Below are 13,575 nucleotides of genomic sequence, written 5' to 3' on the forward strand. Positions count from 1 at the left end.
CACTGTTACCGTCCCTTCCGAGCTATCAGTAAAATAGCTCGTTCAAGAGCGTAAACTGGGTCTCCACCTACCCCTTTGGCTTCTGCATCCGCATGGGCAAGCGATTCAATAACAGCTGACATGCCACCAGAAGTCCACCCTCGCAGTTGGCGGCGAGCAGATCGTATTTGCCAAGGTGAAGCTCCCACTTGACCCATAGTTATTTTTCCCGCGTCTAGGCTGGCTATTTTCGCTAACAATCGTATCTTGTATGTAATAGCACCTACCATAGCTAAAACGTCAACCCCTTGTTCGATACCTTGACGCATCGCTAAGACAGCTTGAGATCCTTTTCCGTCCACAGCCAAATCTGCTACTCGGAAGCCACTCGACTGCGGATTGTCTGTGAGATACTGCTCAACAAGAGTTAATGGGACAGGGTCTTCATCAAAGTCGAAGCAGACTTGCTCACACATAGCTGCCAGTTCGTCTACACGGTCTCCAAGCACACTGACAAGCACTTGTGCAGCTTGGGGCTCCACCTGCCGTCCGTATCGTTGAAATTCAGACATAACGAAAGACAGCTTCGAATCAGCTGTTTTGAGATCAGCTACTTTTTCTTGATAGGCACCAGCCTTGCATAGATTCGTAACAAGTTGCTTGTTCTTGTTACCCCCTGCATATTGACAGATTACGATACTACTCTCTAATGGTGTTGCAGTAGCTTCTTTACAGAAGGCCAATAGCGATTTTTGTAAAGCTTCGTTCGCGTTCTCAAGATGATCTACAAGCACTATTGCTGATGGTGACAGCAATGAAGGACTCACTGCCTCTTCAAACGAGTAAGCGTCACAATCATCTGCATCCAACGTTACAGTATCTGCATCTGGCCTGCTCTCAAGGGCCGATTGCTTGAGAGCATGGAATGCCCTATCCCTAAGGAAAGCGTTGCCACCAGCCATAATAGTGACTGGTGCGAGCGCGGCTTGAACTGGTGTCATACAGCTAATTTCTCCCGATAGGTGGACAAGATGCTGATTATGCAGATGTTCTATCATCCATTGCGGTTAGAACTAATAAGACTCCAACTCTGAGTCCACCACTGCCGCAAACGTTCCCACCAAGAACGGTTGTATGGAGCTCCATACCTGCCAGTCAGCATTTCTACTGGTTCCCTGCCCCATCCAGAATCCTTTTGCAATAATCGCAGTCGCCATTGGATCAGCACCATCCTCATTAAAAGAATCAGGGCAAGTTCAATCACTACTGCACACAGCGCACCAACACACCCACTAGGCCATGGAAGAGATCCTACACTCGAACCACCCAACCAACTCGCGGTAAAAGCCATAACAGATGTGCCCAAACTCGCAAGTTGCACAAAGACCAAAGCTAACCCAGGCAGGCAGCATGCAGTCATCAGCCCTAATAACCCACAGACCGTAGCAAAGTCCACAAACGGCGAAACCATCAAATTAGCCAAAGGTGAAAGCAGAGGAACCTGTGGCGACATCAATATTTGAATCGGCATTGTCGCTGCTTGCGCCATGAGCGTTGTCGCTAAAGACTCAGCTATAGTTCGGGGTAAATGCCGTGCAAATACAATCGAAAGCGGCTGTGAACATGTACTTATAGCTAATACCGCTGCGCACGAGAGAGCAAAACCAAAAGAGCATGCCATTGAAGGATCAAAAAGAATAACAGTTATGGCTGTCCACGATAAAACACTAATTGTTTGCGATCGGCGCCCTGAAATTGGTATAACAGCAGCCATGAGCCCCATAGCTTGAGCTCGCAACACCGAATCCGAAGGATACATAACTCCTGCCAGAGCGATAATACTCGTTATGTGTAATGACGCTTTTAACCATTCAGGGAAGCGCAGACAGACACATATTTTACGAACAAATACTCCTAGCAGCAAAAAATGGCCTCCAGATACTGCCATCAAGTGCATAATACCTGCTTGTTTACAATCACGAGTCAGCTGTGCAGCGTATGCGGGAACAATGTCATCATTGTCATTGTTGGTATCAGATTGAACTGAAATAAAGGGATCTTGTCCCATCACGCCCATGGTCAACCCGGGGACTAAGATCTTTCCTTGATCATCTAGCCTTCGGGTCAGCCGAAGAAAAGTGTCTTGCATCCTAGTGACCATTGTGCTGATTGAATTTGCAGGTGAAAGCTCTACAAGGTTGCTCCTACTATTCTGACCACTGGAGTGGTTTGCATCACCTGATCTCTTCTCAGAAATAAGAGTTAACCAGACGCGCGATTGACCAAAAGTTGCCATCTCAACTTGCGCATGCACCTGGTAAACAGCTTGTTGTTGAACTCTACAGTCTGAACGGTTAGCATACATACGTGCTTTAGCGTTACTGTGAGCAGATACTCCACTAACTGTTATGGTTTCCACTCGTATATCATTTCTACAATCGAAACCACGGCGTTCTGAAACCATAGTCGGTGACAGCACACGAACCCTCGCATCTACGACTGTTTTATGACTTGCGGCAGTCAAAACGGCAACATCACGGTCACGCACGATACAATGCGCAAGCCCCGTGGATGCCGATGCAAGCAGTACAGAGCACAGGAGCATAAGGTGAAGCCCGAGGCCGAATAGATCAGTCCACAGACTACCGCCCTGATTCTCTTGAGCATTGTTCAAGAGAGATTGAAATCTGTGAGTTCCTCCTACTAGAGTTGCTCGTATCCATAGAGCAGTAACAATAAGACAACAAACCAAGAGTGTGAGCGATAAAATAAGCGATGGTGTTCCTACTACGTCATAAAGGTGTGTACTGAACACTTGTTGGTGCGCTGCCGTGATGGGACTGAGGTAACGCTCAAACAGTACTTGACTGGTAACACTTCCGAACCACACAGCCAGTAAACAGGATATCATCCGCCAATCTTTGCTGCCACATTCGCATGCGGCATATCGTACAAACTTCGAACAATAGCCTGTTTTTGCATTACCGAATTGATCGTCTACTTTTTGAGCAGGTGGTACGGAGGTCATTGCACTACCAAACTTGACCGAATCTTGTCTAAGGTTTTAGCTCCTATACCATCTACTTGTAGGAGTTGATCGATTGAAGTAAACCCTCCAATCTGCTTCCGATAATCTATGATTCGCTGAGCCATGACTGGACCGATCCCCTTGACTGTTTCCAGCTCATTACGATCAGCAGTATTGATATTGACACGTTTTTGAGTAGGTACCTGAGGCTCAATAGGAGCTGTGGACGGAGACTGTACTTCCTGTGCTTGTTCATGTACCTGTTCACGTGCTGACTGAGAAGGTATCTGAGAGCGAGGAACTTTCCTCGTATTCGTGCTACTACTGTACTCTTGCTCGCTATCGGATAAGTTACGAGCTTGCTGTATAAACAAGGTCAAACTAGCACATAAAGCGACTGTCAGTATTAACATGACAGCAAACGCATGAGACGGAGTAAATAGTAACCGGGGTTGTTGGCGCTGTCTTGCTCCGCTACTTACGAAGTTGTCATGTGCTGTATCTTGCTTGCGAACACCCACTAGCGTGGATAAATTAACTTCACTACGTTTCCACGGTTCAACGGCTTCCCCTTGTGAAACTGTAGGTTGCCTATGGGCTATCCCACCCAATCTGACAGGCGGTGGCGGTGGTATTGGTGATAGTGTGCCAAACCCTATTTTCATAGAGTCTGTTCTCATATTGCGAATGGAGCTGTGCATACAGCCAGTATTGCCGTATGACAGCTCCACGCAATAAGAAAAACAGGTATGTGGTTAAATCTGAACTAGTTTTAGATAGCCGGAACTATTGAAACTATCTTTGGTGCTTTCACGATAACCTTGCGAGGTTCCTGACCTCCTAAGCGCTCTTGAATGGCGGGTAATGCCAGAGCCTTTGCCTCAAGCTCATCGGCTGTAATATCCGGATTGACCTGTAGCTTAGCTCGCACTTTTCCTTTGACTTGGATAACAGCGGTAACCTGCTCTTGACCTAGGTATTGGTCATCATATGTAGGCCAAGGTGTATGTGCCAAGGATTGTGGGTGTCCCAGACGCGCCCACAACTCTTCACAAATGTGAGGAGCAATCGGAGATAGCATCAGTATTAAGGACTCTATAGCAGATCTTGGCACTTGTGTTAACCCGGTTAAGTGGTTATTCAAGACTATGAGTTTGGATATAGCAGTGTTTGGGCGCATGCCTTCCATCTCTTCAGTCACATCATGAATAGTTTGATGCAAAAGTTTACGTGTTTCTTCAGATGGAGCATTATCACTTACTATAACTTCGCCAGTGTTCTCATCGACAATGTTGCGCCATAATCTCTGCAAAAAGCGCATCCCACCGATGACGTTACGGGTATTCCATGGTCTTGACTCAGCAAGTGGGCCCATGCTCATCTCATACAGCCTGAAAGTATCTGCACCGTAGGTGGCGTACATATCATCTGGAGTGATGATGTTCTTCAGACTTTTACCCATTTTTCCGAATTCTCGGTTGACGTGTTCGCCTTGCCAGCTATAAGTGGTCTGTCCTTCTATTTCCACTTCTTCCACTTCGGCAGCCGGCACATACTGACCGCGATCGTCAGTATATGCATACGCCTGAATCATACCTTGGTTAAAAAGGCGGTGGAAAGGCTCACACGAAGAGACAAAGCCCAAATCATACAACACTTTGTGCCAGAAACGTGCATACAACAAGTGGAGCACAGCATGCTCAACACCACCCACATACAAGTCCACTCCACCAGACTGACCTGCTGTCGCATTGTGATTGGGACCCAACCAGTAGTCAAACTCCTCAGAATCTACCATATGCTGCTCATCTTGCGTATCTATATAACGCATGTAGTACCAGCAGGATCCTGCCCAATTAGGCATAGTATTGGTATCTCGGTGGTATAACTTAGGGCCATCACCCAAATCGAGAGTGATGTTCACCCATTCATCGTTACGACTGAGAGGCGCTTCAGGATTTGAAGCAGCATCATCAGGATCAAAAGTCTTAGGGCTGTAATCAGGCACTTCCGGCAGTTTGACAGGAAGCTGACTATCCGGAAGCAGATGCGGTAGCCCCTCATCATCATAAACAACAGGGAAAGGTTCACCCCAGTATCGCTGTCGAGAGAACAACCAATCACGCAAACGATACGAAGTTTTACCCTCACCAACTCCAGCTGCTTCTAGCCAAGATATAGCTTTTTCAATGGCATCATCTACTCGCAGACCATCGAGAGACAGAGGGTCACCCTTCGCATATGTCGATGCAACACTCGAGTTCATGACTATGCCATCATGAGAAACATACGGTGCCTTACCCCTGTATGCAGAAAGATCGTCACCCGAATCAGGCAGAGGTTGCACAGTGTAAATAACAGGTAGGCCAAACTTGAGAGCGAAGTCGTAATCTCTTTGGTCTCCACCGGGTACTGCCATGATAGCTCCGGTGCCATAGTCCATCAACACATAGTCAGCAGTGAAAACTGGGATAGAAGCTCCTGTAATAGGGTTAGTAGCATACAGGCCAGTAAAGAGTCCAGTCTTTTCACCAGCAGCGTCAACCCTATCTTTGGCGGTCTTAGACTCTGCCATCTTACGATATGCTTGCACCGCTTCCACTGGCGAAGAGTATCCACCCTTCCAACTATCAGGAATATCATCATCCCAGACATCTGGTACGTGTTGGAGCAAGGCATGTTCAGGAGAGATTACTGCAAACGTTGCTCCAAATAAAGTATCAGGACGCGTCGTATACACAACCATTTCCTGAGGGATCTGAGTGCCCTGGATAGGGAATCGGACTGTGGCTCCATGTGATTCACCAATCCAATTGCGCTGCATAAGCTTTACTTTTTCGGGCCAATCAAGTAAATCTAAATCTTCTATAAGACGATTGCCATACGCTGTAATACGCATAGACCACTGCTTGAGCTCACGCTGGAAAACAGGATAATTCCCTCGTTCAGAACGCCCTTCAGCTGTAACTTCTTCATTGGCCAGAACTGTACCTAAGCCAGGGCACCAGTTAACAGGTGATTTTGATATGTAGGCAAGCCTGAAATCGTTGAGAATATCAGATCGCTCGGCCTTACTCAACTGCTCCCAGGTTTGCCCATCGCTGTCATGTCCTGGAATAGGTTTAACTCCACTTGCAAACTTCTCTTCCAATTCAGCAATCGGCCTAGCCGAACCAAGACCACCATCTTTCCTACGGAATTCTGGGTCATACCATGCTTGGTAGATTTGGGAGAAAATCCACTGGGTCCATCGAATATAGTTATTATCGATCGTTGCAAATGAGCGTCTATCATCAAAGCTCAGTCCCATCCGATGCAGCTGCCAGCGCATATTGCTAATATTTTGCTCAGTAGTTACCCGAGGATGCTGTCCGGTTTGCACTGCATACTGCTCAGCTGGCAAGCCAAAAGCGTCATAGCCCATAGCATGCAAGACATTTTCGCCCTTCATCCGATGGTATCGAGATACCACATCAGTAGCTATATAACCAAGCGGATGCCCTACATGCAAACCTTTACCAGATGGGTATGGGAACATGTCTATAACATAGTATGGAGCTCGCTGGCCTGCGTGTTTTCCCTGCCCATCAGTTAGGTTACCCTTGACATTGGCAGCCCAGAAAGTACCTTCCTGTTCCCATTTTTCTTGCCACTTATGTTCAATGGACTGTGCCATTTGGGCATTGTACCGATACTGGGGCTCGCTGAAAGAAACTTCACTTCCTTCATGCTGAGGCGTATGTTCTACTGTGCTATTGTCATTGGCGGTCATAGGCAGAATTATCCCTATTCATCTGGACACAATAATCTATTAGATAGGACTGGCGTATTTAAACTCACCGGCTGCCTGTTGAGTTGCTGCCGTCAATCGCTCGAGGACGGTGATCACTGATAGTCATAGGATACGTCACACTTTGTGCAGCTTCTTGTACGATCCTCTGCCAAGTTCCATCAGCAATCATCGATGTAATAGCTGCATTAATTTCCTTAACCAAGGTTGGTTGCCCCTGCCTTACAGCTACACCGTAGTGTTCACTAGTAAATGGTGCCCCCAACACATGTAGCTGACCACCACCCCAAACTTTATTAACACCGTATAAAATAAAAGAATCAGCACTAACAACGTCTACTTGACCAGTCAAAAGAGCTGTAGCGCATATATCAATACGATTTCTCTCTTCTACTTGCACGCTAGGTGCATGCTCTTTGAGTCGGTTGGTTGAAGTTGAACCACTCACAGTGCATACTCGCTCATCGCTAAGGTCTTCAACACTACGTATGCGATGGTCATCTTTCCGAACCATTAAATCTTGCCCATCAATGAAGTATGGACCAGCAAAGTCGATCTGACTTTTACGTTCTTGGGTTATGGAATATCCACCTACTACCATGTCAAGAGTACCGTTTTGTAGCAGGCTTTCACGGTCAAGAGGTTCCACCGTGTGCCAAACAATCTCAGATGGTACAAATCCGAGCTCATGAATGATGTAACGGGAAATTTCAACATCTAGGCCTGATCGCTGCCCTGAACGGATAAAACCTATACCCGGAGCATCCTCAACAATACCAACATGGATCTTGGGGCCTATAGCACTAACATTGTAATTAGCTGACGAACTCCCGCAGGCACTCAATGCCAGTGTTAATAAACATGAAGTAAGGGCTGCCAGTAGTTTTCGCAAGCGCACCGTCAGTGAAATAGGCATGTACTCAACCTCACTTAAACAGCTTTGACCGAGTCAAGAACCAAGTTACCACACCCGTCAAAAGTGTTGAGATGATGACGACAGCAACAAAGCCCCATGGTTTATCCGTTAACGGCATTCCAAACATACCGTTTTGAAAGTTCATCCCATACATAGAGAAAATGAGTGTAGGTACTGACAGCGAAATCGAAATAATAGTGAAAATACGCATGACATTATTAACATTGTTAGACACGATAGACCCAAAAGCATCTGTCATACCTGCAAGCACGGATGAATAAATATTTGCCATCTCAATCGCCTGCTTATTTTCTGTGATTACATCACCTAAGAGGTCTTCGTCGTCAGGATATTGTTTGATACGGTCTAAACTCATCAGCTTTTCTAATACAATTTCATTGGATTTTAAACTTGTCGCAAAATAGACCAAAGCTTTGCTAAGCTCAAGCAACATCAAAATCTCACGATTTTGCATTGAATACCGTAGCTTCAACTCGAGTTTGTCTGACTCACGATCAATGATACGAAGATACCTCAGATACATGGTGGCATTGCGATATAGAATTTGCAATATGAAACGAGACTTCATGAAGGTGTTGAAGCCACGGATAGTTCCCTCCATAAAAGGATGGAGCAGGATGGTATCTTGCATGCAAACCGTGATGATCAAATCTTCTGTCACAATAATTGACAAAGGAATGGTCTCATAAAAATCACGACCATCACGCTCTTCTACGGTGGGGATGTCTACGATGATCATGGTGTAATCATCTTCTACATCCACACGGCTTCTTTCCTCATCATCAAGTGGAGCACGCAAGTCAGCTAGATCAATACCGGTACTCTGCGCTGTGTTGGCGAGCTCAACGTCGGTAGGCTCAGACAAACATAACCATGCTCCCTTTCGGGGCTTTTCTATTTGCTCAATATGCCCGTTCATGGTGCTGAATACTCTCATCATTGCCATCACCGCCTCTCGCCCTACAACCACGACCGTCATACATGTCGTGATAGCCCTCACAGAGCCACTCATTGCATTGAACAGTGGCAGTGTGGGTTTGGAATCATCACCGCTAACCAGCTTATAGGTGTACCGTATAAGCTTGAGTCTAACCCTATAAGAATAGTCTGCATGTGGACTTCGACACGACAGGACAGCATTCCTATATTGACGATAAGGGAATCGTGTTAGCAGCTACCAGTACCAGGACACTACCGCATTCTGTTACGCAGCGGCAGTCCCGACAGATAACGCTGCACGTTATCGAGTGCGATATTGATAGCTTGCGTTCGAGCTTGCGGTAAATGGTATCCACCTGCTATGTGCGGAGTGATAAGGCACTGAGGTTCGTTCCAGAGCTGGTGATCCTTAGGCAGCGGTTCTGGTTCAGTCACGTCTAAACCTGCAGCTCCAATACTTCCTGCTGCCAAGTATTCTGCTAGAGCTTGGCAGTCAACGGCATCTCCCCTGCCCGCATTGATAATTATGGCATGTGACCTGATAAGACTCAGTCGTTTTCGATTGAGAATATGGTAAGTATCAGGTGATGACGGCACAACCAAAGCCACCACATCCACCTGAGGTAGCAGCTTGTCGAGATCTTTGAAACCAAACATGGTATCAATACCAGGAGCAGCTTTCCTAACATCTCTGCGAATTCCGATCGTATTCCCCCCAACAGCCTTTACTAATTGAGCAAAATGCGAACCAATATCACCAGTGCCGACGATAAGCACCTTCGCACCTCGAACCGTAGCAACCGGACCCCTATCCTGCCATATGTTTTCGCGTTGCTGATCACGATAGTTCGGTAAACGCTTCATCAGAGCCCACATCATTGCGAACATGTGTTCAGAAACTTCTTGACCATAAGCTCCGGAGGCGCTTGTTATCATTGCAGTTTCTGGTAAGACACCATCCACTTCATAGTTGTTGACACCAGCAGAAGCTGTCTGCATCCAAGCTATACGTTTGCATCGCTTGACCTGCGAGACCTGTAAGTTGCCCAAAATGACAGTTGCCTTGTCAGTGAGCTCAGAAGACAGATCCTTATCGAGGCCTTCATCACCCACAAAATACTGTTGGACACCTGAAGCCACCTCTTTGAACGTGAGCTCTTCTTGCTCAGTCAGGGGCAGAGCATTAATAATACATACCTCATGCCTGTTTACCAAGCGAGAGCTACCAGCACTGGCACCGTGAGACCAGCCACCCGACAGACCATGTAAGTTCTTCATGTCCCTATCATAGGTGCACTTATAAGCACATACAAACGTACGATACCTTCTCAAGTGCGACACACTGACTTGTGCTATTTACCCATACGGGTGTAAACTGTTTTAGGTTCATATAAGGGGCTATGGCGCAGCTGGTAGCGCGTCTCCATGGCATGGAGAAGGTCAGGGGTTCGAACCCCCTTAGCTCCACAGACAGGGTTTCCACGGTTGTTTCGGAAACCCATTTTTATTTTCTCCTGCACCATTCAATAGTTTTCATGAGAATACTGTGGATCCGTATCACTGATGGTGATTGGCTCGAATAAGTTTTCTCTTGTTTTCCAAAAGGTTGGCTCGAATATACGCTCATCTAACTAGGTGTAGGCAACTGGTAGATCCACAACATCGAATACCGCTTCACCTTTCACCTTCTTATCGCACGCTGACATGTTTCTGTCAGCGAATCTCCAAGTAACAGGCTAGTCTAGGAAAGTATCAATTTGGGTTAAGGAGCACAGGTGGCATTGTTGAATTCAATTAGATCTTACGCTGCAAAAACAACTGACCGCGTAAGGAAAACCAACCACCGGCAGGGTGCAGAAAATGGACGAGATGGTATAGTACAGGTAAACACTTCTTTCCCCGAGCAATCTGAAACTATTACTCTTCCACATACACACGACTGGTCTCATGGCTACCCAACAAGCACCTTCATTGACAAAAAAACAGGTCTGCTGACCGCTCGCACCGATGGCGCTGGGGAAATAAACGACGATATGACCGTCTACAAGATATATGAGAACCGTGCCCGAAGAGCCCCTGATTCCCCTATGCTTCACTTCAGACAAGGTGATACCTGGGTCTACCGCACAGGCAGTGAGGTTTTGCGAGATATTCGCATGACTGCGAAAGGTCTCATCCACTCAGGATTCAAAAAGGGTGACACCGTTGCTTTTATGTGTCAAACCTCATACGAATGGGATATCATTGATGCTGCTGTTCTTTCAATTGGTGGTGTCATCGCCACCATCTACGACACAGATTCTGCTGAACAAATTCGCTTGATCGTCAACAATTCTGACGCTCGCCTACTCATCGTTCAGACCAAGCAAATGCGGCAGAAAGCCGATGGAGCAATTGATGACTGCCCCACCTTGCAGAAAATTGCCTGCTTAGAAACTGGTGCACTAGAAGAACTCCAAGCATACGGAGAATCTGTACCAGATGAAGTTCTCGACGAACGCATCCGCTCTGTAAAGAAAACAGACTTGTGCTCGATTGTTTATACCTCTGGCTCAACCGCCGCTCCTAAAGGAGTGGAAATGACCCATGAACATTACTGCACGTTAGCAAGAAATCTGACAGCATTTATACCAGATTTGACTGACGATGAAAACGGTTCTATCCTGCTCTTTCTCCCGCAAGCACATACATTCGCACGAGCTATATCTTACGGCGTCATCTCAGCCTCCATGCAAGTGTATATATCGAAGGGTTTACAAAACCTGCTTTCAGATTTGCAAGAATCTAAGCCTACCGTCATTATTGGCGTCCCTAGGGTGTTTGAAAAGATATACAATGCGGCTACACAAAAAGCAGGCCATGGCATTAAAGGAGCAGTTTTCGCTAAAGCAGTTGTTTCCGCACGAGATTATATGGACGATATTACTCAGCTAGGCAAGCCAACTCCCAAAAATGCACTACGTCGGGCAGCCTTCGACTCTGTCGTTTATAGCTCATTGAGAGAAGTCTTAGGCGGTAGAGCCAAGTGGATTGTATCTGGAGGCGCTCCCCTTGATCATGCCCTCTTAAGCTTCTTCCGCGGAGCTAACATACCAGTGTATGAAGGTTATGGCCTGACTGAAACAACTGCTCCATGTGCTTTTAGCCCTCTTGGCACTCCTTACAAAGAGGGATCTGTAGGTATTCCCTTCCCAGGATTCTCAATTCGAATTGCCCACGACGGCGAGATCCAGGTGAAGGGTACCTGTGTATTCAAACGCTACCATAAAAACCCGGAGGCAACCGCGGCCGCATTTACCTCTGACGGCTGGTATGGCACTGGCGATCTCGGTCGACTGAGCAATGACGGCTTCTTGTACATCACTGGTCGGAAGAAAGATCTCATCATCACTGCTGGTGGGAAGAATGTATCACCACGTCCGATTGAGGAGATTATTGAACGGTCACCGATTGTCTCTCAGGCGCTAGTCTTAGGAGATAAGCGACCGTTCATTTCAGCATTGGTAACGTTGGATGAGGAAGCTCTCCGCTCTTGGCTACAAACTCAAGGTCTTGATGATCAGATGCCTATGGAGGAAGCAGCACAGAACGCCGTTGTACGCTCGGCAGTACAGGAGTATGTTGATAAGGCAAATGATGGTGTTTCCAGAGCTGAGTCCGTTCGTAAATTCATCATTCTTCCAGAAGAATTCTCCCAGGAAAACGGTTTGATGACACCTTCCATGAAAGTCATTCGACCAAAGGTCATACAACGTTATGCAGACCTGTTAAACAACCACATGTACACTCCAAAGAAGTAACACCAGAGTTGGAAAGGTAAGCCCAGCAGCTAGAATCCAAGTTTTTGGAGCTGCTTGGGGTTGCCCTGCCAGTTTTTCGCTACCTTGACATGAAGATCGAGTTTAGCCTTGTGTCCAACAATTCGATTGACATCGGTGCGGAGTTTCTTTTTTACCTTTACTAAGTGTTCCGCGCCGCGTCCTATGATGATAGGTTTTTGAGAATCTCGTTCAACGTATATGGAAACCCGAATTACTGCCTTGCCGGTTGTGTTCTGAACCCAGTCGTCTTGATCTTCAGGCATTTCAATATCATCTACAACAACAGCCAATGAGTGAGGCAGCTCATCGTCCAGTTCTTCAAGGAAGGCGCCCCTAACCAGCTCTGCGATCCTATCTTCAACCCCCTCCTCGCTAACCTGCTCTGCTGGATACATTTGAGGACCTTCAGGCATGGCTGAAACTAACACACCACGTACTTCTTCGACATTATCACCATCGAGGGCACTTACCGGAACAATCTCGGTAAAAGCAGCAAAAGCATCAATTTCGTTGAGTTTAGCAACCAGTTCTGTTCGGTTTATTTCATCAATTTTGGTAACAATAGCTATGAGCGGTATGGTCCATTGCCAATGACCATCTTCGCTCTTGCGTCCAAAGTCCTGCCTCAATCTACTCAAAATACGTCGGTCACCTGGACCGATCTCCTGATCTGCAGGAAGCAAAAAAGCTATGGCGTCAGCTTGAGAAAGTGACTCTTGAACTATATCATTAAGTCTGCTACCCAAGAGCGTTTTCGGTTTATGAATACCCGGCGTATCCACTAGCACTAATTGAGCATTCGATCTAGTCATGATACCGCGAATAGCTTTGCGAGTGGTTTCTGGACGAGAAGATGCAATAGCTATTTGTTGACCGACTAAAGCATTGATGAGAGTCGATTTGCCAACATTAGGCCTCCCTACCACTGCCACGAAACCTGAGCGGTATGGCTCTTGTTGACTGTTGTTCTGATTCAAATCAGAAGTTCCTCTCTGTGCAGCAGTACTCATACAATACTCTCCGATATTACCAATGCTTTTACTCAATTGCTAGATGCTGGAACCAGCAGAAGTGTCTAGAT

General features: G+C 46.6%; 9 protein-coding genes and 1 tRNA gene. 2 read left to right on the forward strand and 8 right to left on the reverse strand.

What is annotated here, in order from left to right; all coding sequences use genetic code 11:
- Positions 1-5: 5 nt before the first annotated feature.
- The 7 genes from holA to BOCO_RS02330 all read right to left on the reverse strand — a co-directional run bounded on the left by holA (position 6) and on the right by BOCO_RS02330 (position 9,951).
- Entirely contained in the window at positions 6-980 is a 975-nt protein-coding gene (gene holA, locus BOCO_RS02300; RefSeq protein ID WP_169711880.1) for a DNA polymerase III subunit delta, read from the reverse strand.
- 53 nt (positions 981-1,033) lie between these two features.
- A complete protein-coding gene (locus BOCO_RS02305) occupies positions 1,034-2,890 on the reverse strand; it encodes a ComEC/Rec2 family competence protein (protein WP_158520392.1) in 1,857 nt (618 codons plus the stop codon).
- A 113-nt stretch (positions 2,891-3,003) separates the two neighbouring features.
- Positions 3,004-3,672, reverse strand: coding sequence for a ComEA family DNA-binding protein (locus BOCO_RS02310; protein WP_158520393.1), 669 nt, complete (start codon positions 3,670-3,672; stop codon positions 3,004-3,006).
- A gap of 107 nt (positions 3,673-3,779) precedes the next feature.
- Positions 3,780-6,683 (reverse strand): leucine--tRNA ligase, encoded by a 2,904-nt coding sequence (gene leuS / locus BOCO_RS02315; protein ID WP_244568743.1) that lies wholly within the window; start codon positions 6,681-6,683, stop codon positions 3,780-3,782.
- 160 nt (positions 6,684-6,843) lie between these two features.
- Complete coding sequence (locus BOCO_RS02320) at positions 6,844-7,713, reverse strand: glutamate ABC transporter substrate-binding protein (RefSeq protein ID WP_094722500.1); 870 nt, start codon at positions 7,711-7,713, stop codon at positions 6,844-6,846.
- A 10-nt stretch (positions 7,714-7,723) separates the two neighbouring features.
- The gene (locus BOCO_RS02325) at positions 7,724-8,674 is read right to left on the reverse strand and encodes a magnesium transporter CorA family protein (protein WP_094722916.1); all 951 of its coding nucleotides are present in this window, start codon (positions 8,672-8,674) and stop codon (positions 7,724-7,726) included.
- Positions 8,675-8,925: 251 nt separating this feature from the next.
- Positions 8,926-9,951 (reverse strand): D-2-hydroxyacid dehydrogenase, encoded by a 1,026-nt coding sequence (locus tag BOCO_RS02330; protein WP_094722501.1) that lies wholly within the window; start codon positions 9,949-9,951, stop codon positions 8,926-8,928.
- 116 nt (positions 9,952-10,067) lie between these two features.
- Between BOCO_RS02330 and BOCO_RS02335 the strand changes: the two genes are divergently transcribed.
- Positions 10,068-10,140: transfer RNA gene (locus tag BOCO_RS02335), tRNA-Ala, on the forward strand.
- A 317-nt stretch (positions 10,141-10,457) separates the two neighbouring features.
- A complete protein-coding gene (locus tag BOCO_RS02340) occupies positions 10,458-12,473 on the forward strand; it encodes an AMP-dependent synthetase/ligase (protein WP_420835395.1) in 2,016 nt (671 codons plus the stop codon).
- Positions 12,474-12,502: 29 nt separating this feature from the next.
- Here the strand turns inward: BOCO_RS02340 and era are convergent, their stop codons facing one another.
- Entirely contained in the window at positions 12,503-13,504 is a 1,002-nt protein-coding gene (gene era, locus BOCO_RS02345) for a GTPase Era (protein ID WP_094722502.1), read from the reverse strand.
- Between the last annotated feature and the right edge of the window lie 71 nt (positions 13,505-13,575).

The organism is Bombiscardovia coagulans, from assembly GCF_002259585.1.
GTDB lineage: Bacteria > Actinomycetota > Actinomycetes > Actinomycetales > Bifidobacteriaceae > Bombiscardovia > Bombiscardovia coagulans.